General features: G+C 71.8%; 22 protein-coding genes and 1 tRNA gene. 11 read left to right on the plus strand and 12 right to left on the minus strand.

All coding sequences use genetic code 11. From position 1 onward, the window contains the following. Positions 1–61 precede the first annotated feature (61 nt). Positions 62–433 carry a CBU_0592 family membrane protein gene (locus ACYVK7_RS16230; RefSeq protein WP_460888759.1) on the plus strand — a complete coding sequence of 124 codons (372 nt, stop codon included), beginning with the start codon at positions 62–64 and terminating at the stop codon, positions 431–433. Positions 434–489: 56 nt separating this feature from the next. Next, positions 490–900, plus strand: coding sequence for a VOC family protein (locus ACYVK7_RS16235; RefSeq protein ID WP_460888760.1), 411 nt, complete (start codon positions 490–492; stop codon positions 898–900). 13 nt (positions 901–913) lie between these two features. Here ACYVK7_RS16235 and ACYVK7_RS16240 read toward each other — a convergent pair whose 3' ends face one another. Then, positions 914–1750 (minus strand): endonuclease/exonuclease/phosphatase family protein, encoded by an 837-nt coding sequence (locus ACYVK7_RS16240; protein WP_460888761.1) that lies wholly within the window; start codon positions 1748–1750, stop codon positions 914–916. Positions 1751–1828: 78 nt separating this feature from the next. Further along, positions 1829–2515, minus strand: a complete 687-nt coding sequence (locus ACYVK7_RS16245; protein WP_460888762.1) for a PAS and ANTAR domain-containing protein — start codon at positions 2513–2515, stop codon at positions 1829–1831. Between the two features lie 146 nt (positions 2516–2661). On the opposite strand from ACYVK7_RS16245, the gene ACYVK7_RS16250 reads away from it, so the two are divergent. Further along, a complete protein-coding gene (locus tag ACYVK7_RS16250) occupies positions 2662–3522 on the plus strand; it encodes an SDR family oxidoreductase (RefSeq protein WP_460888763.1) in 861 nt (286 codons plus the stop codon). Positions 3523–3542: 20 nt separating this feature from the next. Here the strand turns inward: ACYVK7_RS16250 and ACYVK7_RS16255 are convergent, their stop codons facing one another. Further along, positions 3543–6137 (minus strand): PEP/pyruvate-binding domain-containing protein, encoded by a 2595-nt coding sequence (locus tag ACYVK7_RS16255; protein WP_460888764.1) that lies wholly within the window; start codon positions 6135–6137, stop codon positions 3543–3545. Next, the gene (locus ACYVK7_RS16260) at positions 6127–6891 is read right to left on the minus strand and encodes a TetR/AcrR family transcriptional regulator (RefSeq protein ID WP_460888765.1); all 765 of its coding nucleotides are present in this window, start codon (positions 6889–6891) and stop codon (positions 6127–6129) included. The genes ACYVK7_RS16255 and ACYVK7_RS16260 overlap by 11 nt, the downstream gene beginning before the upstream one ends. 216 nt (positions 6892–7107) lie before the next feature. Between ACYVK7_RS16260 and ACYVK7_RS16265 the strand changes: the two genes are divergently transcribed. Then, a complete protein-coding gene (locus ACYVK7_RS16265) occupies positions 7108–7533 on the plus strand; it encodes a hypothetical protein (RefSeq protein ID WP_460888766.1) in 426 nt (141 codons plus the stop codon). Between the two features lie 120 nt (positions 7534–7653). Here the strand turns inward: ACYVK7_RS16265 and ACYVK7_RS16270 are convergent, their stop codons facing one another. Further along, complete coding sequence (locus tag ACYVK7_RS16270) at positions 7654–9219, minus strand: hypothetical protein (protein ID WP_460888767.1); 1566 nt, start codon at positions 9217–9219, stop codon at positions 7654–7656. Positions 9220–9377: 158 nt separating this feature from the next. On the opposite strand from ACYVK7_RS16270, the gene ACYVK7_RS16275 reads away from it, so the two are divergent. Beyond that, positions 9378–9851 (plus strand): DUF6328 family protein, encoded by a 474-nt coding sequence (locus ACYVK7_RS16275; RefSeq protein ID WP_460888768.1) that lies wholly within the window; start codon positions 9378–9380, stop codon positions 9849–9851. A gap of 16 nt (positions 9852–9867) precedes the next feature. On the opposite strand, the gene ACYVK7_RS16280 is transcribed toward ACYVK7_RS16275, so the two are convergent. Continuing rightward, positions 9868–11037, minus strand: coding sequence for a pyridoxal phosphate-dependent aminotransferase (locus ACYVK7_RS16280; protein WP_460888769.1), 1170 nt, complete (start codon positions 11035–11037; stop codon positions 9868–9870). A gap of 64 nt (positions 11038–11101) precedes the next feature. Between ACYVK7_RS16280 and ACYVK7_RS16285 the strand changes: the two genes are divergently transcribed. Next, positions 11102–11737 carry a DnaJ family domain-containing protein gene (locus ACYVK7_RS16285; RefSeq protein ID WP_460888770.1) on the plus strand — a complete coding sequence of 212 codons (636 nt, stop codon included), beginning with the start codon at positions 11102–11104 and terminating at the stop codon, positions 11735–11737. Between the two features lie 15 nt (positions 11738–11752). On the opposite strand, the gene ACYVK7_RS16290 is transcribed toward ACYVK7_RS16285, so the two are convergent. The 4 genes from ACYVK7_RS16290 to ACYVK7_RS16305 form a co-directional block, all read right to left on the minus strand. Further along, positions 11753–12046 (minus strand): hypothetical protein, encoded by a 294-nt coding sequence (locus ACYVK7_RS16290; RefSeq protein ID WP_460888771.1) that lies wholly within the window; start codon positions 12044–12046, stop codon positions 11753–11755. Positions 12047–12158: 112 nt separating this feature from the next. Then, on the minus strand, positions 12159–13367 hold the full coding sequence (locus tag ACYVK7_RS16295; protein WP_460888772.1) for an alpha/beta hydrolase: 1209 nt from the start codon (positions 13365–13367) through the stop codon (positions 12159–12161). After that, positions 13364–14299 (minus strand): NAD(P)H-binding protein, encoded by a 936-nt coding sequence (locus ACYVK7_RS16300; RefSeq protein WP_460888773.1) that lies wholly within the window; start codon positions 14297–14299, stop codon positions 13364–13366. Before ACYVK7_RS16300 ends, ACYVK7_RS16295 begins: the two co-directional genes overlap by 4 nt. A 62-nt stretch (positions 14300–14361) precedes the next feature. Further along, a complete protein-coding gene (locus tag ACYVK7_RS16305) occupies positions 14362–14886 on the minus strand; it encodes a low molecular weight protein-tyrosine-phosphatase (RefSeq protein ID WP_460888774.1) in 525 nt (174 codons plus the stop codon). Positions 14887–15263: 377 nt separating this feature from the next. On the opposite strand from ACYVK7_RS16305, the gene ACYVK7_RS16310 reads away from it, so the two are divergent. Further along, complete coding sequence (locus ACYVK7_RS16310; protein ID WP_460888775.1) at positions 15264–16097, plus strand: alpha/beta fold hydrolase; 834 nt, start codon at positions 15264–15266, stop codon at positions 16095–16097. Here ACYVK7_RS16310 and ACYVK7_RS16315 read toward each other — a convergent pair. Continuing rightward, on the minus strand, positions 16075–16923 hold the full coding sequence (locus tag ACYVK7_RS16315; protein WP_460888776.1) for a class I SAM-dependent methyltransferase: 849 nt from the start codon (positions 16921–16923) through the stop codon (positions 16075–16077). The two genes, ACYVK7_RS16310 and ACYVK7_RS16315, sit on opposite strands and share 23 nt — an antisense overlap. Before the next feature lie 144 nt (positions 16924–17067). Between ACYVK7_RS16315 and ACYVK7_RS16320 the strand changes: the two genes are divergently transcribed. Together ACYVK7_RS16320 and ACYVK7_RS16325 are read left to right on the plus strand one after the other, a co-directional pair. Beyond that, positions 17068–18228, plus strand: a complete 1161-nt coding sequence (locus tag ACYVK7_RS16320; protein ID WP_460888777.1) for an anhydro-N-acetylmuramic acid kinase — start codon at positions 17068–17070, stop codon at positions 18226–18228. Positions 18229–18278: 50 nt separating this feature from the next. Next, the gene (locus tag ACYVK7_RS16325) at positions 18279–18824 is read left to right on the plus strand and encodes a GNAT family N-acetyltransferase (protein ID WP_460888778.1); all 546 of its coding nucleotides are present in this window, start codon (positions 18279–18281) and stop codon (positions 18822–18824) included. Positions 18825–18909: 85 nt separating this feature from the next. On the opposite strand, the gene ACYVK7_RS16330 is transcribed toward ACYVK7_RS16325, so the two are convergent. Next, positions 18910–18993 (minus strand) — tRNA-Leu (locus tag ACYVK7_RS16330). A 238-nt stretch (positions 18994–19231) separates the two neighbouring features. Here ACYVK7_RS16330 and ACYVK7_RS16335 point away from each other — a divergent pair. After that, the gene (locus ACYVK7_RS16335; protein ID WP_020017306.1) at positions 19232–19948 is read left to right on the plus strand and encodes an FhaA domain-containing protein; all 717 of its coding nucleotides are present in this window, start codon (positions 19232–19234) and stop codon (positions 19946–19948) included. A gap of 10 nt (positions 19949–19958) precedes the next feature. After that, on the plus strand, positions 19959–20450 hold the full coding sequence (locus ACYVK7_RS16340) for an FHA domain-containing protein FhaB/FipA (RefSeq protein WP_460888779.1): 492 nt from the start codon (positions 19959–19961) through the stop codon (positions 20448–20450). Positions 20451–20456 lie beyond the last annotated feature (6 nt).

Below are 20456 nucleotides of genomic sequence, written 5' to 3' on the forward strand. Positions count from 1 at the left end.
CTCTGGACTCCACCGCACCTCTCGAATCGTTTCGATCCGTCTTTCTCCCAGGAGTATTGCCATGACCTTCATGATGGTCATCACCGTCCTCGGCTGGTTCGGCGCCATCGCCGGAATCGTGGCGTATGCCATGGTCAGTCGCGGTCGCTGGAGCGCCGATTCCCTCGCGTTCCAGGGCACCAACGTGCTGGCGGCGACCATCCTGATGACCGTGGCCGGGGCCAACGGCGCCTGGCCGTCCGCCGCCTCCAACACCGTGGTGATCGTGATCGGCGCGAACGCGCTCTTCACCGTGCTGCGCGGCCGCCGCCGCCGGTCGCAGAGCGCACCGGTGCTGGCGGTCGTCGAGGAGGCCGCACAGGACGCGCCGGAGGCAGTCGGCGTCGCGCAGCCGGTCGCCGCAACCCACCGGGCCTACGCCGAGGCAGCCTGACCCACGCCGCGCCGGGTTCCGTTGGCACCCGGCGCGGAACGTGATGGGCTGTACCGGTGACTCCGCGCATCCGACAGGTCGTGCTCGACACCACGGACGCACGCGCCCTCGCCGAGTTCTATCGGGAGCTGTTCGGGCTCACCTACCGCCCCGGTGACGAACCGCCGCCGGACGGCGAGGCCGACCCGAACGGTAGCGACTGGCTGGTCCTCCAGAACGACGGCGGCGTACCCCTCGCGTTCCAGCAGGTCGACGAGCTTCCGAGATCGACCTGGCCGGAACCCGGTGTCCCGCAACAGCTTCATCTCGACACCACGGTGCCCGACGTCGCCGCGCTCACGGAAGCGCGGGACCGTGCCTTGGCGCTCGGTGCGACCCTGCGCCTCGACCGCTCCGACGACCCGGAGGAGCCGCTCTACGCCCTGGCGGACCCCATGGGTCACACGTTCTGCATCTTCGTCGCCTGACGATCAGAGCTCGCTATCGCGCCGGCGGGGCAGCCCTCAGGTCCACGACCAGTGCCCGGTGGTCCGACACTCCCGTGTCGACCGCCCGGCCCTCGGCGTCGGGTGCCGCGCCGCCGTCCCACAGGATGTGGTCGATCTGGAACCGCGGATCGTGCCGGGGAAAGGTGTCGCCCGTCGCCAGGGGGTGCCAGCCCGTGCGGTCGGCCGGCACGGATCCGCGCAGGTTGAAGTCGCCCAGCAGCACGAGCGGCCGTGGCAGTCCCAGGAGCTGACGCCGGAGATGGTCGACCTGGCGTTCCGCGTGCCGTTCTCCGGGCGTGCCCCTGCGGTATCCCATCGTGCGCCGGGCGACCCCGCCCACCCAGCTGACGGACGGGAACCGGTACACGCTCAGGTGCGTGCACACGACGGTGACGGGTCCCTCCGGCGCGTCGACCTGCGCCGCGAGCGCCACGCGCGGCTCGTCGGTGCCGAGCTGCACCCTGCCGAGCACCCACGGCGTCGCGGGCGGCAGCAGGACGGGCCGCCAGTGTCGCACCGGATATCGGGAGAGCAGCGCTATGCCGTACCCGGGGACGCCGGGCCGTTCGGTACGACGCGCGCGGCGCCGGACGCCGGGGTAGCGGAACGGGCCCGCGAGCGCCGGCAGGAACCGGTGGTCCACGGCGCCCATGGCGCGCGCGCAGAGCCGCGCCTGGTCCACTCCTCCGGACCGCGCCTGGCGCAGGTCGACCTCTTGCAGGCCGACGACGTCCGCGTCGAGCGCCGCGACCGCATCGGCCAGGCGGCGGTTGTCGACGCGCCCGTCGGGACCGCGGCCGTGCTGGACGTTGAACGTGGCTATGCGCACGTGCTGATCTTGAGCCCAGGTGGCCAGGTCCGCTACCGCGCGGGTGACGTGCGGAGGTGTACCGGTCCGGATGTCAGGTCAGTCGTCCGCCGGTGGAGCCGGGTCGTCCAGGAACTCGTCGATCGCCTCGCGTGTCGGGAACGCCGTGACGTCCGGTCCGGAGAACAGGTGCACGAGCGTCTGCGCGATGTCCCGGACCGGGATGTTCGCCAGGTTCGAGGCCTGCCGCAGCAGCTCGAACGCCGACTCCTCGTTGGTGCCGTACACCACCATGAGCACGCCCTTGGCCTGCTCGATCACCGCTCGCCGCTCCGCCGAGGCCCTGATCGAGGCCGTCGCGTCGCGTGCCGCGGCTTCCCGGTGCGACTCGGTGACGTCGATGAAGTAGCCGAACAGCTCGGTCACCCGGCCGGTTGCGGGGTCACGCCGCCCCTGGCCCGTGACGGCGAGCGTGCGGGTCTTCCCGTGGGCATCGCGGATCCGGTGCACCGAGCTGAACGGCTGCCCGGTCTCCGCCGCGCGGCGCAGGAGCCCGTCGACCCGCGCACGGTCGTCGGGGTGCTTGTGGGACAGCATGAGCGGCGTGGTCGGCACGATCTGCCCTGGCTCGAAACCGTGCATCACGTAGACCTCGTCCGACCATGCCCACTGTCCGGTCGCCAGGTCGAGCCGGTATCGCCCGACCGGCGGGCGCGCGCCTCCGGCGAGCACTTCCTCAAGAGTCTCGTCGAGTGGCGGCTCGCCAGGTGTTGTCGCGGAGGTCACGAGGCTCCTTTCAGAACAGTTCGTAGAACCGGTGCTCTGACAGTACGGGATGTGCGACACAAGAGCGCACGGGCTAGCGTGTTTTTCAGGGTCGAGGAGAGGCCACCACGTCGGTCGGACACGCCACACGGCGATGGAGGACAAAGATGAGCCCGGACCAGCCCTTCCCACCGCAGCAGCAGAACCCGCCCGGAACGACCGATCAGATGATCCCGACTCCGGATCACGGCGAGGCCAGCTACGTCGGCAGCGAGAAGCTGGTCGGCTACAAGACCCTGGTGACCGGTGGTGACTCCGGCATCGGCCGCGCCGTCGCCATCGCGTTCGCCCGTGAGGGCGCCGACGTGGCCATCTCCTACCTCCCCGAGGAGGAGAGGGACGCGCGGACGACGGCGGAGTGGGTACACAAGGCGGGACGCCAGTGCACGCTCCTGCCCGGCGACCTCCGGGACGAGGCGACCGCACGGGGCATCGCCCACCGGGCGGCCGGCGAGCTCGGCGGGCTCGACGTGCTCGTGAACAACGCGGGCTATCAGATGGCCCGCCGGCAGTCCGTCGAGGACGTGACGACCGACGAGCTGGACCGCGTGCTCAAGACCAACCTGTACGCGCTGTTCTGGGTGACGCAGTCGGCGCTCTCGCACCTCGGCGAGGGCTCGGCGATCATCAACAACTCGTCGATCCAGGCGTACCAGCCCTCGACCTCGCTGCTGGACTACGCGGCGACCAAGGCCGCCATCAACAACGTCACGGTCAACCTCGCGGCGGAGCTGGGGCCCCGTGGGATCCGGGTGAACGCCGTGGCCCCCGGCCCGATCTGGACACCGCTGCAGCCTGCCACCCAGCCCGAGGAGAAGGTGGCCTCGTTCGGTTCGGACACTCCGCTGGGCCGTGCGGGACAGCCCGCAGAGGTGGCACCGGCGTTCGTGTTCCTCGCCTCCCCCGTGACGGCGTCGTACGTCTCCGGCACCGTGCTCGGCGTGACCGGCGGCAAGCCGGTGTTCTGACGGCACGACCGGCGGGCAGGTCAGCCGTTCCCGGCGCCCGCCGGCTCCAGGACCTCCACGGTCCCACGCGCGCCGTCCACCCGGAGCAGGTCGCCCGTGCGGAGCCGCATCGTCGCGTTGCCGCAGCCCACCACCGCTGGGATGCCCAGCTCACGAGCGACGATCGCGGCGTGCGAGAGCGGCGCGCCCACGTCCGTCACCACCGCGGCCGCGCGGGGGAAGAGCGGCGTCCAGCCGACGTTGGTGACCGAGGTGACCAGCACCTCGCCGGGCCGGAGCGCCTCGCCGTCGTCCACCGTGCGCACCACCCTCGCGACGCCGTCGACCACACCCGCGGCACCCGGAAAACCTCTCACCTCGTCCCCCGGTTCGGTCTCCCGGCCGTGCTCGTCGAACATGTCGGTGCGGCGTGCCGGGTCGGCCGCCCACCGGACCGGGTCGAACCGTCCGCGGATCACCGCCGGGTACGCGGGCAGGTCGCGGTACTGCTCGTAGGTGGCGCGACGGATCGCCATGCGCGCGCGAGGTACCTCGCCACCGTCGAGCATGGTCGACAGCTCGTCGTGATGCAGGGAGAAGACGTCGTCACCCAGACCGGTGAGCTCGCCGGCTCGCAACGCGAAGGTACGGAGCGCCCAGAACGTACGGACCACCTCGGACCGTGCGCTCTCCCGGTCCCGCACGGTCCTGGACCAGCGGGTGAGCCGGCGCCGCAGGGCTGCGGCCTCGCGCGGCGACCGGGCGTCAAGGCGTGCCCACGCGGCGGCCCGGGCCTCGTCCTGCCGTGCCAGCAGGGCGTCGACATCCGTCTCGGCCAGGCCGGCGAGCTGTCGGTCCAGCCAGCCCGCCTGCTCCGCCGGGCGGGGTTCCGAGACCTCGAGCTCGTCCGCGCAGCGATGCCCGTACCGGCGCACGTACGTCTCGCGGTCGATCTCGCCACGGGCCACCTCGCGCAGGCCGATCAGCGGCCCCATGCTGGCGAGGCCCTGTCCGCCGGCGGACAGACCGGACGTCAGCGTCTCGGCATCGGCGTCGCCGAGCTTCTCCCGCAGGTCGCGGCGGAGGCTGAGCAACGCGTTGCCGTCCTGCTTGCCGGCGCCGCGCAGCATCCGGGAGCTCTCCACCAGGTACGGGGCGAGCTCCTCCCGCCAGAACGCGGCCAGCTCCCGCACGTCGTCGATACGGGCGGCGCGCTCGCGCAGCTCGGTGCCGCGCCGCTCGGCCGTCGCCAGGTAGCCCGGCAAGGCTCGCAGGTCGGCGGCGAGCGCCTTCCGGTTGGCCCGGACCGCCGGGACGAGCATCTTGATCAGGGCCCATCGCCCGATGGGGATGACGGGGATCTCGACGTGGCCGGGGAGCTGACCGAAGACCTCACGCTGCGCGGCGTCGGACATCTTGGTCATGCCGAGTGCTCGACCGACGGTCTCGGTCACGCTGAGGTTCATGTAGAAGCGGCCGCCGATCGTGCCGTACACGGGATGGCCGAAATCGGCGGAGGCCATGGCGTTGGCCATGAAGACCTGTACGAGCGACCAGGTCAGCGGCGTCATCACGCTGGGGAGCGCCTCTCCGAGGTTGGCGTTCGTCCACAGGTAGTCACCGCGCAGGCTGTCGTTCCACACCTCCGTGACGGCTCGCTGACCGGCGGCGCCCGTGACAGGCCGCGCCTGAAGGATGAAGGGTGACCCGTCGCGCAGTGCCCACTCGATGTCCATGGCCACCGCGTACAGCTCCTCGATGCGGGCGCCGAGCGCCGCGAGCCCGGCGGCCTGCTCGTCGGTGAGCGCCGGCCGGTCCCGCAGCGCGGCGGGCACCGGTTCGTTCCGCGTCCCGTCAGCCGTCCGCACGGTCCGCACGTCCTTGGTGATCACCCTGGCCTCGACCGCGCCGCCGACGCGGGCCACCAGGTAGGTGTCGGGCGTGACCTGCCCTCCGACGACAGCCTCCCCCAGCCCCCACGCCGCGTTGATCAGCACCCGGTCGCGGGAACCGGTCATCGGGTCGACCGTGAACAGGATGCCCGCCGCATCGGCGTCGACGAGGTGCTGGACCACCACGGCGAGGGCCACGTCGGAGGCGGGGATGCCGTGCCTGGCCCGGTAGCCGATGGCGCGCGCCGTCCACAGGGACGCCCAGCAGTCCCTGACGGCGCGCAGCAGGGCGTCCGCGCCGCGGACGTCGAGGAACGAGTCCTGCTGGCCGGCGAACGACATTCCGGGTAGGTCCTCGGCGGTGGCCGAGGAGCGCACCGCGACGGGCGCGTCGTCCGCCTCACCGGCGGCGCGCAGCGTCGAGTACCCCGCCCGGACGGCGTCGGCCACCGCCGCCGGGACCTCCAGGGCCGCGAACACCTCGGCGATGCGGGCCGCCGCGGCCTCGTGCGTCTCGGGCCGGTCCGGGTCCACGGATCCCATCGCATGGATGATCGAGCGCTGCGGTGCGCCCTGCACCGCAGCGCGGTACGCGTCGGTGGTGACGTGAAAGCCGCCGGGGACCGGCAGTCCCGCCAGAGCGAGCCGCGCCAGGGACGACCCCTTGCCGCCGGTCAGCTCCAACCGGACCGCCTCGGGGTCCGCAAGGTCCAGGGCGAACGGCAGCTCTACCTCAGTCGTCACGGTGTGGGCCCTTCTCCGGCGGGAGGTCGTCACCGAGCGACTCCCGCAGCTTGGCCCGCGCGATCGCGTGAGCCCGGTCGACGTACTCGAGGGTGGCGGCGGCGCAGGCGGCGCGCGCGGCCTTCGACGGCGCCCGGTCCGCGGCGAGCAGACGCTCGAACGTGTCGTCGAGCAGCTCGCCCCTGCGCTCGTCCGACACCAGGAACGCCTGAGGCAGCATCTGTGGGGACACCACGGAGCCGTACAGGACCGTGGCGAGCACGGTGAGATGGTCCTGCGCCGTCAGGTCGGCGCGCGCCATGCCGTGCTCGCGGAGCGTGGCCAGGTACTCCCGGAACGGCTCGACGACCTCGCCGCCCGTGCCGCTCGTTCGTTTGCGGCGCACGAGCTTGCCCAGCACCTCGGAGTCCTGTGTCAGTGCCGCCTGGAGCAGCGGGCGCCGGTGGATCTCGCGCGCGAGGTGGCCGAACAGTCCAGGGAGGGTCGCCGAGGCCGGATTCTCGCGGAGCCGGCGACGCACGGCGCCGACCATGTCCGCGCGGTCCCAGCGCATGAGGGCGACGAACAGCTCTTCGCGACTGCTCCAGTGCAGGTAGATGGTCCCCTTGGCGACACCGGCGCGGCGGGCGACGTCGTCGATCGTCGTCTTGTCGTAGCCCCAGCGCAGGACGAGCCCGCTCGCGGCCTCGAGGATCCGCTCGGCGCGCTGGATCCGGCGCTGAGCGGTCCCGTGGCGGCGGGTGGTGGCGGTCATGTGGCTGGCTCCGAGCGAGTGACGTGAACTCATGACCAGATTCGTCATTCTGGTCATGAACTCATGCTAGACCCGGGTATCAGCCCGGTCAATCGACCTGCTAGGGCCGTCTGACCAGTGGATTCGGAGGCGGCCCCGACGGCGTGGAACCTTTCGTACAGCCCCGCACGTGGTGGGGAACATGACGAGGGAGAGCACGCGACCGTGTCTGCCCAGATGAGCGACGATCAGCAGGTTCGGGTCGACGTTCCCCGGACCAAGGGCCAGGAGTTCACGGCGTTCGTGCACGACGCCGGGCCGTACCTCTACAAGACGGCGCTCCTCCTGTCCGGCGATCCCCACCGCGCCGAGGAGCTGGTGCAGGCGACGTTCGAGCGCTCCTACCGGTCCTGGCAGGCCGCGGGCGCCTGCGCGACGGCGGCCGCCGTGGCGTTCTCGCTGGCTCTCGCCGGCCCGGTGCCCGTACCCGGGATGGGCGAGCTCACAGTTCCGGGCGGCGCACAGCTGCGGGAGCTGGTGGGGCTTGACCAGACCCAGCATGACAATCCGGCGGACCCCGGGCGCTCGGCGAGCTTGATGCCTAGCGGTGGCGCGCCGCGCGTGACAGTCCCGGAAAACGCCAAGCTCCCCACCTATGACTGACGTGTGGTCGCGGACACGCAGAAAGGTCCGTCTCGACCATGCTGTTCAGCATGCATCCTCGTGAGAAGGCATGCTGAACAGCATGGTCGAGACGGACCTTCGCTCGACTACCGGCCGCCGCTAGCCGACCGTGATGCCCACCGCGTCCTGGGACGGCGCCTGCAGGCGCGTGCCCGCATACTTGGCGATCCACCGGCCGGAGGAGTTCGTCACGACGCGGGTCGAGAAGGTGCCGTCCGCTGCCGTCGTGACCGTCTTCTTGTAGACGGCTCCTGCGGAGCCCGCCGGGTCGAAGTACAGCTTGACGTCGGTGTTCGGTGCGGGCCGGTCTTGGGCTCCGCCCCCGCTCACGAGCTGCACCTTGCGCACCTCACCCCGCAGCCTGATGTTCCCCGCCTCGGGGATCGACGTCGAGGACGCCGTGACGGTGGTGGTGCTCGCGCGCTTCACCACGATGGTCGCGACCGTGGAGTCCTGGACCAGCACGTCGTGCGTGCAGTTGCTCGCGCCGCTGGCCGCGTCGTTCTCCACCCAGTCCGGTGCGGAGCAGGCCTTCATGGCATCCCGGATGCCGAGGTCGTAGACGCCGGCCGGAAGCGTCGGGTTGAACGTGAACGTCACGTGGCTCGTGCCGACCCCGGAGTGCACCAGCTCCTTCTGCACCCGGTACCCGTCGGGGAAGCTGCCCTCGCCGCGCCGGCTGTCCGCGCTGACCCAGCCGGACTTGCCGCCGATGCTGAACCCGAGGCTGCCGACGTCGACCCGCCGCTGCACCGGGGCCAGGCCCACCACCACGTCGTGCGTCATCAGGTGGTTGCCCGCCGTGAAGCCGCCCTGGGTGGCGCTGACCGAGCCCTGCCGCAGCCGGGTCTTGCGCTCCCGCTCGGCGGAGGTGATGGTCCACGCCGTACGAGCGCCTTCATCGGTCATCGGCATCTCCGCGCGCCACTTGCCGGACGCACCGGCCACCTGCCGGGTCGTGAAGTAGCCACGGTTGTCCGTCGTGAGGGTCGCGCGCAGCGTCTCCGGTGCGTCCCCGGTGGGATCGAAGTAGACCTTGACCTCCTGCCCCGTCGCCGGCGAGTAGTCGCCCGTCCCCAGGCTCCTCATGTTCGCCGCGCCCGAGACCGAGATGGTCGAGCCGGCCGGTGCGCTCGACGGCGACGTCCAGATCATGGGGATGCTCCGCTGTGCGCGGAACGGCACCAGAACGGGGTTCGCCGTGCGGATCGGCACGTTGACCACACCGTCGTCGGTGGTGATCGCGACCTCGGCGTCCACATCTACCTGATAGATGCCCGACGCGGCGTCCGCGGACAGCGGCACGGTCGAGGTCCAGGCATTGGCCGTCCCGGACGCGGTGAACTGCCCACCCACGAGGTTCCGGCCCTCCGGGTCGACCATCGTCATGCGCCCGGACCGCATGGCGGCCGACGTGCCGTTGTGGGTGATGCTGAGCGTCCCGACGATGGACCCCTCCACCGACGACCCCGGCGGCAACGAGATCTTCGCGGTGACGACGACGTCGTCGACCCGGGTGGTCATCGCCGTCGCACCCGGCGAAGCCACCGAGTCCGCCGAACGCAGGGAGTCCGCCGAACCCGCCTCCGCCGCGACGCTCGGCGTCGCCGCCACGCCGGTCACCATCAGTGTCGCGCCGAGCGCCATGCTCAGCGGCAGTCGCATGATCGATCTCATCAGTGCATGCCCCCTCGTTCCGGGGACGCGGACGCGTCCCGCCCCAGCGGCATATTCCCCCGGCCGCCGGGGGCGGGCCACGGGAGGCGGTGATGCGAGAGGGTGAAATCCGGCCCGACCGCCCGGCACGCCCGAATCGCGCCACAATGGGGACCGTGGAGACCGATGGACGCAACGAGTCACCCGCCGAGCGGGCAGACCGCAACTGGAACGAGCTCCTCCAGGAGCTCCGAGTCATGCAGACAGGCGTGCAGATCCTCACGGGGTTTCTGCTCACGCTGCCGTTCCAGGCACGGTTCGCCGACCTCGACGACTTCCAGCGCACCGTCTACCTGGTTCTGGTCGTGACCTCGGTGACGGCGACGGCCCTCATCGTGGCCCCGGTAGCCGTGCACCGGTCCCTCTTCCGCAGGCGGATGAAGGTCAACATCGTCACCCTCGGTGACCGGCTGACCCGGGTGGCACTCGGCGTGCTCGGCCTGGTGATCACCGGTGCGACGCTGCTCGTCTTCGACGTCGTGGTGGGCCGGACCGAGGGGATCGTGGTCAGCTCCTGCGTGCTGGTGCTGCTCGCCGTCGTCTGGGTCGCGCTCCCCGAGGTGCTGCGCCGCCGCGACTGAGCCGGGTCGCGATCGGTCAGAGCGTCGCGTGCCAGGCGGCAATCCGGTCGACGGCGCGTGACACCGTGTCAAGGGACGACGCGAACGACAGCCGCACCCAGTCGCGCCCGTGCACCCCGTCGAAGTCCGTCCCCGGGGTGATCGCGACGTCGGCCTCGGCCAGGAGTCGCGCGCAGTAGGTGACGGAGTCCAGGCCGAACGCCGAGATGTTCCCGTACAGGTAGAACGCGCCGTCCGCGGGCGCGACCGGCCGCCAGCCGAGCTCGCCGAGGCGGTCAAGGAGCAGGGTGCGCGACGCCGTGTACCGGGCCACGTTGTCCGCCGCCGCCGCGTAACCCTCGGGCGTGAACGCGGCGATGCCCGCCTGCTGCGCGAGCGCGGGCGGCGAGAGCGCCACGTTGCCCGCGAGGGCGTCGACAGGCGCGACCAGCTCGTCCGGCAGCACGAGCCACCCGAGCCGCCAGCCGGTCATCGCCCAGTACTTCGAGAACGAGTTGACGACCACCGCGCCCTGCCCGACGAACGTGGCCGCCGTAGCCTGTGCCACCTCGTCCGAGTAGGCGATGCCGTGGTAGATCTCGTCGCTGATCAGCCGCACGTCGTGGTCCGCGCACCACTCCGCGATCGCGGCCAGCTCGGCCGGCGTGATCATCGTGCCGGTCGGGTTCGCGGGCGAGGCGACCATGACGCCGTCGAGACCTCCCCCGTAGTACGCCTCGTTGAGCTGCGACACGGTGGGCTGGTAACGAGTCTCCGGGCCGCAGTCGAGCTCCACGACCTCGCAGCCCAGCGCCGACAGGATGTTCTTGTAGGCGGGGTAGCCGGGACGGGCGAGCGCCACCCGGTCACCGACGTCGAACGACGCGAGGAACGCGAGCACGAACCCGCCGCTCGAGCCCGTGGTGACGGCGATCCGCGCGGGGTCGACGTCGACGTCGTACCAGCGCTTGTAGTGGCCGGCGATCTCGGCACGCAGTGCCGGGACGCCCATCGCCTCGGTGTAGCCGAGAGCGCCGTCACGGAGGATCTCGATGGCGCGCTCGCGCACCACGTCGGACGCGCCGGTCGACGGCTCCCCCGCGCAGAGGTTGAGCACGTCGGCGCCGGTGGCACGGCGCGCGTTCGCGGCGGCCAGCACCTCCATGACGGCGAACGGGGGAACGAGCGACCGACGAGAAACCTTCATGCGGCCCATCATGGCCCACGCGGTCGCAGTGCCGCCCTTCCCCGCCCCTTGTGAAAGTCGTAACATGGCTGCCATGGCGCCGGGCTCGCGCAACGACGCAGACAACGACCCGCTCCGCCGGGTCGCGCAGTACCGCGTGGACCGGGAGGCGGCGAGCGCCGAGGACCGGGACGACTCCCTCGACGCCGAACGCCCGGACGAGAGCGCCGAGGAGAAGAAGTCGCTCGGCAGCATGAGCGTCGAGGAACGCTCACGCTACGTCGACACCGTGGTCGACCAGGCGATGCGGCGCGGCGAGTTCGACAACCTCCCGCTGCAGGGCAAGCCGATCCCCGGGCTGAGCGGTACCCACGACCCCGACTGGTGGCTCAAGGGCCTGATCGAGCGCGAGAACATCACCGGTGTCCTGCCGTCGGCCCAGCTGCGCAAGGACAGCGCCGAGCTGGACGACACGCTCGACCGTGAGGTGACGGAGGAGCGGGTGCGCGAGACCGTCGCTGACTTCAACGCCCGTATCGTCGACGCCCGGCGCCAGCTCCAGGGCGGACCGCCCGTCGTCACGCCTACCCGGGACGTGGACGAGGAGGTGCGCAGGTGGCGGGCCAGGCGCGCGGCCCGGCGGACGGCAGGATCCAGTGCGACGCCGGCCACGCGTCAGCCGGCGACCTCGCAGAACCGGCCCTGGTGGAGGTTCTGGTGAGGCGGTGGAACGGCGTCAGAACCCGTACACGGTCACGATGACCACCGCGGTCATCAGCCAGTAGGGAACGGACCCGAGCACGAGCCCCAGCCCCGCTGCCACGGCCAGGCGGGCCCGGCGGGCGCCGGCCTTGCCCAGCACCACGCCGGCAGCCATGGCGAGACAGCCGGCGATCGTCACCCCCTCCGCTGTTCCCTGAGAGATCAGCATGCCGAGGACCAGTGCGGCGATCCCGACGGCTGCCTCGTTCCGAGCGAGAAACAACCCGCCCCGGCGAGCCCGGGGATGGGTCTCCTGGTGCGTTGTCATGGCGCATCGCCCTTCGTGCCCGACGTCGGTGTGGGCACCTCGACTCCCTTCAAGGATCCCACCATGCGCGCGGCCTCGCCAGGGGCCGGAGGCCCGGAATCGCGCCCCTGCGTCAGTCACCGGCCAGCACGTAGCCGCGAAACCAGCGGCGCGTCTCGCGCCACACCTGCTCACGCACGGGCTTCGCCGAGAGAGTCACGTCGTGCAGGCCTCCGGCGATGCGTACCAGGGTGGTGAGTGAGCCGACGTCGGGCACCCTGCGGGCGATCCCGACGACGTCCAGCACCGAGTCGGTGCTCTTCATGTCCTCGCTCCACCGCGTCGGGATGGTGCTCCGGGTGCTGAGCAGCACGAGGACCGGCACCTGGATCCCCAGCCCGCGCGCCACCTGGTCCTGCCCGCGGAAGATCGCCGCGAGCCAGCCCGGCGTCGCGCGCCATCCGGCGTCGGGACGCCAGGCGACGTCGTAGTCCCACTCGCCGTCGAAGCGCGCGGAGATCGAGCGCGCGTAGAGGCCGCGATCGAGGTTGACGAGCTGGCTGCGCGGCACGAGCGCCGACTGCACCCGGATGCCGGGCTCCATGATCTTGCGCACCGCCTCGCGCGGCTGGAACTCCAGCCACGGCGAGTTCAGGACCAGTCCGGCGACCCGTTCCTGGTTGCGCGCCGTCCACAGGCTGACGATCAGACCGCCCGTGCTGTGGCCCATGAGCAAGAGCTTGCGTTCGGTAGCCGCGTCACGTCCGTGCCCCATGGCGGTGAGCGCCGCCTCGATCTCCTCGTCGTAGGTGCCGAGGTTGCGGACGTATCCGGGGGTCTGCCCCTCCCGCAGGCTGCGACCGTAACGCCGCAGGTCGAGGGCGTGGAAACGGACTCCGAGGGTCTCCCAGAAGTCCGCGAGATGGGTCTGGAAGAAGTAGTCGAGCCAGCCGTGCACGTACAGGACGTCGACTCCGGCGTCGGGCACGACGACCTTCGGGTCGGTGGCCTCGGCCGCGTCCTCCGCCGCGTCAGTGTCCTGACGTGCCGCACCCCGCAGGTGCAGCCGCCGTCCCAGCTCCGACAGCTCGTCCCAGAGGCGCGCCACCTGTGGGTTCTCGGCACCCACCCGGCGCATGCCTCGGCGCGACGGGACGCCGTCGCCCTCCGAGGGCTCGTCCGGCGCGGGCCGGGCTCGGCGCACGAGGGTCGCCACGACCTCCGGCTCGTCCTCGTCGGGGTGCAGAGGCAGTGTCAGGCGTTCGAAGCCCGGCAGCACATCGGGCTCCCACGCGGGCTCCGGCGTCGTTCCGTCGTCCAGGTCCGAGGAGAGGCTCGTCATCTCACCGACGGTAACCGCAGGTGCGCCCACTCCGTCGGATAGTCGTCGAGCCACGCCTCGAGCGACCGCGCGCCGCGCCCCGCCAGATGCCTGACGTCGGGGCTCACCTGGGCCAGCACGCCTGCCGCGATCGCCTGGCACTGCGTGATCCAGTCCTCGACCTCCGCGGCGGTCGACCGGTAGAACAGCGAGCGCGCCTCGTCGAGAGTCTGTGGCGCGTACCGGATCGTGCGGCCCGTCGCGGTGGACAGGGCGGCGGCCACCTCGTCAAGGCTCAACGCCTCCGGTCCGGTGAGGTGGTAGGTCCGGCTCGCGTGACGCTTGGGGTCCTCGTCCAGGAGCACGGCCGTGGCGACGTCGGCCACGTCGTCGTGCGAAACGGAGGCGACCCGGCCGTCCCCGGCCGGCGCGCGCAGCACGGCGCCCTGCCCGGACCTGCGTGACTCGTCGTAGACGGCGAAGGTCAGGGTGCGGTGGAACATCGAGACCCGCAGCATCGTCCACGCCAGGTCGGTCCCGCGCAGGTACTCCTCGGTGAGCCAGTCGTCACGGGCGGCGGACGACACCGCGTCCGCCCCCGCCCCCACCGATGACACGTAGACCACGTGCCGCACCCCTGCGAGCACCGCGGCGTCGATCACCGCACGGTGCCTGGCCACCCGCCCGGGGCGTTCCCTGCCCGGCACCAGGAACACCGAGTACGCACCATGGAACGCGGCGGCCAGGACCCGCGGGCCTGCCTCGGCGGGGACGGCGACGATCTCCGCCTCCGGCAGCGGGGTGCCGTCGGGCAGGCGCGGTGCCGCACCCTTGCCGGCGACCAGCAGGCGCTGGTGACCACCCGCCGCTGCCACGCGGAAGGCGAGCCTGGACCCCAGGCGGCCGTCGGCCCCGGTGAGGACGACCAGCCGGCCGGGCGACGCGGACGTCATTCCCACACCGTAATCGGCGTGGCGTCACCGAGCCGGATGTAGCGGGGTGAAACGCCCCTGCGTCAGCTGCGGGTGGGCGCGCCGAGCCGCGCCCGGACGAAGGCGACGACCCCGTCGGCGGCCGCCTCGATCTCGGCCAGGCACACCTCGAAGTCGTCCGGGCCGCCGTACCAGGGGTCGGCGATGTCGAGCTGCTCCTCGGCAAGCCCGTCGGCCGCCGGATCGAAGGAACGGTACATCCGGATCGTGGTGTCTCCGGGCACCCGCCCGGCCAGGTCCCGCAGCCGGCGCGCGTGCCGGGCCGTCATCGCGAGCAGCAGGTCTCGCGATCCGACGTCCGCCGCGGCCACCTGGCGCGCGCCGTGTGCGCTACCGGTGTCGTAGCCGTGCTCGGCGAGGACCGCCCGTGCCCGCCGGTCCACCGGGTTGCCGTGCTCCTCGTCGCTCACGCCGGACGAGTCCACGACGACGGACTCGCCGAGGCCCGCCGCTTCGAAGCGGTCACGGAGCACGATCTCGGCCATCGGGGACCTGCAGATGTTGCCCGTACAGACGGTCATCACACGGTAGGCAGTCACGCGCCCCATTCTCCCCGTCCGCAGGCGCGGGAAAGCCCGCGGGGCGACTTTCGTCAGCCGTGCTGGACGAGGGCACGGCACCCGCGGGCTCCGGTGGTCGCGAGAGACTCGCCACCATGTCCCGTTGCGCCCGAACAGATCAGCGAGGCCCCGTGCTGAGCCTTCCGACCTGCGTGGGCGCGAAACGCATACGCGTCACGCGACTAGCGCGCGACCACCTCATGGGTCCGATGTGAAATCACAGCTCGGATCACCTCCCTTCTCATGTGCCCACGAACCTACGCCTCGACACGGCAGTCGCCCAGGTTTTTTCCTCGCGGCGAAATCGCCGGCCCCGGTCACCTGCCCGAGCGACGACTTTTGGGGGTGCGGGCCGTCTGCCCTGCATGACCACCAGCACCGTCGACGCCTTCACGACGTCGGCAGACGGCACCCGGCTCGCGTACGACCTGACCGGTCCGACACCCGGCCTCGCTCCCGCGATCGTGGTGGTCGACGGCTTTCTCGCCCACCGCCTGCCCGTCACGCTCGCCGTGGCGTCGGAGCTGGGCGACCGGGCGACCACCCTGCGGTACGACCGACGGGGACGCGGTGGCAGCGGCGACACTCCCCCGTACAGCGTGGACCGGGAGGTCGACGACATCGCCGCCCTGCTGGAGGTGACCGGCCCGGCGGCGCTGCTCGGTATCTCCTCCGGCTCGTTCCTCGCGCTGCGCGCGGCGGCGGACCTCGGGGACGGCGTCACCGGCGTGCTCTGCTACGAGCCCACGTACGACGTCGCGAGCGGCGAGCCACCCACCGATCCCCGGATGATCGCCGGGGTCGAGAACTGCATCGAGGAAGGCGACCCGGGCAGTGCCGTCGAGCTGTTCCTCGACGTGGTCGGCATGCCGTGCCGGCTGCTGCCGCGCATGCGGGAGTCGCCGTCGTGGCCCGGGCTCGAGGCGATCGCCCCGACCATCGCCTACGACGGCAGGGTCCTCGCCGGCGTCGCCCTGGGTCAGCGCGCCCTGATGGGCCGGTGGGACGTGATCACCCAGCCGGTCGTCGTGGCCGACGGCGCGGCGAGCGCCATGTCGGTCGCGCTCGCCGCGGAGTCGCTGGCCGCCGTGCTCCCGGCGGCACGGCGGGTGACCCTGCCGGGCCACGGCACGGAGGTGCCGCCGGAGGCGATGGCGAACGCCGTGGCGAGCCTGCTCAGAAGGGCCGGCGCGCCGTGACCAGGATCCGCGGCGCCTCGTCGACGAGCTCGTTGCCCGTCGCGAAGTGCATGTGCAGCGCGCGCAGCCCTGCCTCGTGGCGTGCGACGGCGGCCGGGCTGAGGTCGGCGAGGTCCGGCACCTGCCATGCCGCCGTCCGGAGGTACCAGAGCACCGAGGACAGGTCCTTGAACGTCCGCGTGCCCGCGAACTCGGTGGCCTCGACGATCTCCAGGCCGGAGGCGACGAGCCCGTCGGAGACGACGTCGATCGTGACGCCGTCCGGGTCCCAGCCGAGCGGCACCCCGAGGGCCCGGTTGAGGGCGATACCGTCGCGCGTGTCCACCTGCTCGGTGAGGAACGTCCCGCCCGGCTCCAGGACGCGGCCCACCTCGTTGGGCTCGATGGTGCTGAACCGGCTGAGCACCACGCTGTACTGACCGTCGAAGAACGGCAGCAGCACGTCGCCCGTCCAGGACGGCTCGGCCCGGCGTACGTCCACGCCGAGCGGCTCGAGCCGGCGTCGGGCGGTGAGGAAGGCAGGGCCTGTCTCCGTGGCGGCCGAACCCTTCGGGAGCGGGCCGAGGCCGGCGAAGAAGTCACCGCTTCCGGTACCGATGTCGAGCACCGCCCCCCGGGACCGCAGCACGGCCTCGCGGGCAAGCGCCGGGTAGTCCCACGCGGGGGCGTCGACCGTGAGACGGTCGTCGACGGGAGCGTCGGTGAGACCGCCGGTGAACAGCGCCGCGGGGGTCAAGGGGGTAGCAGGGGCGTTGCGCGCCCATTCGATGTGGTCCTCGAACGGCGCGTCCGGCGCCGGAGCTGGGGCGATCGAGACGTCGAGCATGGTGGAGATTGTGGCGCAAAGTGAGCCCAAGGGGGTAACACTGGCGCAAACACGACCGGAGGAGTCGGTCCGATGGGGAAACCGATACCCAGAAATCACGCATCACCTGCGAAGACGGCGCCGCCGCTCCGGGTCGTCGGACTCATGTCCGGCACGTCCCACGACGCTGTCGACGCGGCGGCGTGCGAGCTCCGGCTCACCGGGGACACGCTGGCGCTCACGCCGCTCGGGCACCTGTCCGTGCCCTATCCGCCGGGTCTCCGGTCCGCGCTCGTCGCGGCGCTGCCCCCGGCCCACGCCACGATGGAGGCGGTGTGCCGGGTCGACACCGGCATCGGCCAGGTCTTCGCCGACCTGGCCGCGCGCGCCGTGGCCGAGCTCTGCGCCGGGCAGGCCGACCTGGTCGTGTCGCACGGTCAGACCGTCTTCCACTGGGCGCCCGACGACGGCGGTGTGCGCGGCACCCTGCAGCTCGGCGAGCCCGCCTGGATCGCCGAGGCCACCGGGCTGCCCGTCGTCTCAGGGCTGCGCACCCGCGACGTCGCGGCGGGCGGGCAGGGCGCTCCCCTGGTGAGCCTGTTCGACGCCCTGTGGCTCGCCGGCCGGCCCGGCACCGCCGTCGCCCTCAATCTGGGCGGCATCGCGAACGTGACCGTGCTGCGGGGCGGGACCACCCCGCTCGCCTTCGACACCGGTCCGGCCTGCGCACTGCTCGACGCCGCGACGCGGCACGTCACCGGCGGCCGCCTCGCCCTCGACACCGACGGCCTCCTCGCCGCCGGCGGGCGGGTACTGCCCGACCTGTTGGAACACCTGCTGGAGGATCCCTACTACGTACGCCCGGCCCCGAAGTCGACGGGCAAGGAGCACTTCCACCTGGACTACCTGCTGGACCGGCTCGGGACCGTGCCACCGGCCGCCGAGGACCTCCTCGCCACCCTCGTCGCACTCACGGCGCGCACGGTCGCCGACTCCGTCCGGCACACCGCCACCGAGGTCGTCGCGTCAGGCGGCGGTACGCGCAACCCCGCGATCATGGCCGCGCTGCGGGACGAGCTGCCCGGCACCACGGTGCGGACCTCGGACGAGCTGGGCGTACCGAGCCAGGCCAAGGAGGCCCTGGCGTTCGCGGTGCTCGGCTTCCACACCTGGCACGGCCTGCCCGGCGTGCTGCCCGGCGCCACGGGCGCGCGGCACCCGCGCGTGCTGGGCTCGGTGACGCCTGGCCAGGACGGGCGGTTCCCGCCGGGGCAGGCCTCCGCCGTCAGCCGGCCGGCACGGCTGGAGATCGCAAGCGCCGTGTGACGCGTCGGCGCGCCCGGTTCGACGTTCGGCAAGGTGGCAGGATGCCGGGGGTGAGCAGCTACACGATCCGACCGGTCAGGGCCTCCGAGTGGCGGGAGGTCCGTGCGCTGCGTCTCGCCGGGCTCAGGGACGAAGCGGCTCCGCTCGCCTTCGTCGAGTCCTACGACGAGGGTGCGGCGATGCCCGACAGCTTCTGGATCGACCGCGCGGCCGGATCCTCGCTCGACGCGGGACCGGCAGCCGGCGCCCGGCAGTTCGTGGCGGTCGCGGACGACGGCGGCTGGGTCGGCACGTCGGTCGTCATCGTCGAGTCGGCCGGGGAGAAGGACTTCGAGGGCAGAACCGTCGAGAGGTCCGGCGGCCACGTCGTCGGCGTGTTCATCGAGCCGCGGCACCGGGGATCCGGGCTGATCGAGCGGCTCCTCGAGGAGAGCCTCGACTGGGCGCGGGGACGCGGGCTGGACCGGGTCAGGCTCTACGTCCACGCGGAGAACCGTCGCGCGCAGGACGCCTACCGGAAGTGCGGGTTCGACCCGACCGGGGTCCGGCTGGACGGCGCGCTCGGTCAGGAGATCGAGATGGCGCGCTCCGTCTGACGTACGGCAGTGCCGCCCGTCCGGAGCGTGACTGGCCCGGGCATGACGAAGGCCCCGACTCGAGCCGGGGCCTTTCGTAACAACGTGCGCGAGGGGGGAGTTGAACCCCCACGCCCTTTCGGGCACACGGACCTGAACCGTGCGCGTCTGCCTATTCCGCCACTCGCGCGCTGCTGGATGAGGCTAGCACGGCAAACGGGGGGACTCCGAATCCAATAACAGTGAAGTGGTTCACGTCCCGCCGCAGGTCTAGTAGCGTGCGGATCCGCCCACGCCTCTCTTCACCGCGCCTCCTGAGGGAAGATCGGAGAAGATCCGCAGGACATCCACAGTATTGGAGTCTGCGGGGACCTACCGGTCTATACGATCTAGGTAGTCTGCCCGGCGCAGACCCGGAAGGAGGTGGCATGGGCGCCCTGGACCGCTTCGAGAAGAGCGTGGAGCGCATGATGAACAACGCGTTCGCCAAGGTGGGACGTGGCGAGGTGAAGCCGGTCGAACTGGCGAGCAGGCTGCGACGTGAGCTGGACGACCGTGCCGCGGTCGTCGGACGTGACCGTACTGTCGCGCCGAACGAGTTCACCATCGAGCTCGCTCCCGACGACTTCGCCCAGATCGAGGCGTGGGGTGCACAGACCCTCGCCGACGAGCTCGCGTCCAACATCACGGCGTACGCCGCGACGCAGCACTACGCGTTCGTGGGACCCGTGAGCGTGACGTTCGACGAGCAGTACGAGCTGGTACCCGGCCGCTTCACCGTACGGTCGCGCAGCGTGCAGGGGAGTGTCGCACCGGCGACGTCCGGCGCGCCGACCGGGCGGCACCCGCTCATCGACATCGATGGGCAGCGGTACCTGCTCACCGGCCCGGTCACCGTCATCGGACGGGACGCCGAGGCGGACATCGTGGTGGACGACCCGGGCGTCTCCCGGCGCCACCTCGAGATCCGCGTGACGCCGGACGGCGTGGTGGCCACCGACATGGGCTCCACGAACGGCCTGTACGTGGAGGGCCACCAGGTCCCGGCCGCGACCCTGCTCGACGGCAACACGATGACCATCGGCCGTACCCGCATCATGTTCTGGACCGGTAGCGCATCCGGTGCAGACAACGAGGACTGGTGAAAATCCCGACATGAGCGAGCTGACGTTCACCCTGCTTCGGCTGGGCTACCTCGTGCTGCTGTGGGTGTTCGTGCTCTCCGCCGTCGCCGTGCTCCGGCGCGACCTGGCAGGACCACGCACCCCCAGCAGCCGGCGGCGCCGGCCGGAGCTCGCGGGGCCGGCCCCGTCGCCGGCCCCCGGTGGCGGCGCGACCCGCGCTCCCCAGCGCGGAGGACCGTCGCGGCTCGTCGTGGTGGCAGGCCCGCTCACGGGCACCACCATCCCGCTCACGTCGTCCGGCGTCCTGATCGGACGGGCGCCGAGCTGCACCCTCGTGCTCGACGACGACTACTCGTCGTCGCGCCACGCACGGATCTTCCCGCAGGGCGGCCAGTGGTTCGTGGAGGACCTCGGCTCCACGAACGGCACCTACATCGGCGAGGAGCGCGTGCAGGGCATCCTCCCGCTCGCTCCGGGTGTGGGTGTGCAGATCGGACAGTCCGTCGTCGAGCTCCAGGGATGACCATCA

The sequence above is a fragment of the Promicromonospora xylanilytica genome (assembly GCF_054782895.1).

Bases quoted from the DNA above. Each gene is read 5' to 3' on its own strand.
- ACYVK7_RS16230 (WP_460888759.1), top strand. From the start codon at position 62: ATGACCTTCATGATGGTCATCACCGTCCTCGGCTGGTTCGGCGCCATC.
- ACYVK7_RS16250 (WP_460888763.1), top strand. From the start codon at position 2,662: ATGAGCCCGGACCAGCCCTTCCCACCGCAGCAGCAGAACCCGCCCGGA.
- ACYVK7_RS16260 (WP_460888765.1), bottom strand. From the start codon at position 6,891: ATGACCGCCACCACCCGCCGCCACGGGACCGCTCAGCGCCGGATCCAG.
- ACYVK7_RS16265 (WP_460888766.1), top strand. From the start codon at position 7,108: ATGAGCGACGATCAGCAGGTTCGGGTCGACGTTCCCCGGACCAAGGGC.
- ACYVK7_RS16270 (WP_460888767.1), bottom strand. From the start codon at position 9,219: ATGCGACTGCCGCTGAGCATGGCGCTCGGCGCGACACTGATGGTGACC.
- ACYVK7_RS16275 (WP_460888768.1), top strand. From the start codon at position 9,378: ATGGGGACCGTGGAGACCGATGGACGCAACGAGTCACCCGCCGAGCGG.
- ACYVK7_RS16280 (WP_460888769.1), bottom strand. From the start codon at position 11,037: ATGAAGGTTTCTCGTCGGTCGCTCGTTCCCCCGTTCGCCGTCATGGAG.
- ACYVK7_RS16285 (WP_460888770.1), top strand. From the start codon at position 11,102: ATGGCTGCCATGGCGCCGGGCTCGCGCAACGACGCAGACAACGACCCG.
- ACYVK7_RS16290 (WP_460888771.1), bottom strand. From the start codon at position 12,046: ATGACAACGCACCAGGAGACCCATCCCCGGGCTCGCCGGGGCGGGTTG.
- ACYVK7_RS16295 (WP_460888772.1), bottom strand. From the start codon at position 13,367: ATGACGAGCCTCTCCTCGGACCTGGACGACGGAACGACGCCGGAGCCC.
- ACYVK7_RS16300 (WP_460888773.1), bottom strand. From the start codon at position 14,299: ATGACGTCCGCGTCGCCCGGCCGGCTGGTCGTCCTCACCGGGGCCGAC.
- ACYVK7_RS16305 (WP_460888774.1), bottom strand. From the start codon at position 14,886: ATGGGGCGCGTGACTGCCTACCGTGTGATGACCGTCTGTACGGGCAAC.
- ACYVK7_RS16310 (WP_460888775.1), top strand. From the start codon at position 15,264: ATGACCACCAGCACCGTCGACGCCTTCACGACGTCGGCAGACGGCACC.
- ACYVK7_RS16315 (WP_460888776.1), bottom strand. From the start codon at position 16,923: ATGCTCGACGTCTCGATCGCCCCAGCTCCGGCGCCGGACGCGCCGTTC.
- ACYVK7_RS16320 (WP_460888777.1), top strand. From the start codon at position 17,068: ATGTCCGGCACGTCCCACGACGCTGTCGACGCGGCGGCGTGCGAGCTC.
- ACYVK7_RS16335 (WP_020017306.1), top strand. From the start codon at position 19,232: ATGGGCGCCCTGGACCGCTTCGAGAAGAGCGTGGAGCGCATGATGAAC.
- ACYVK7_RS16340 (WP_460888779.1), top strand. From the start codon at position 19,959: ATGAGCGAGCTGACGTTCACCCTGCTTCGGCTGGGCTACCTCGTGCTG.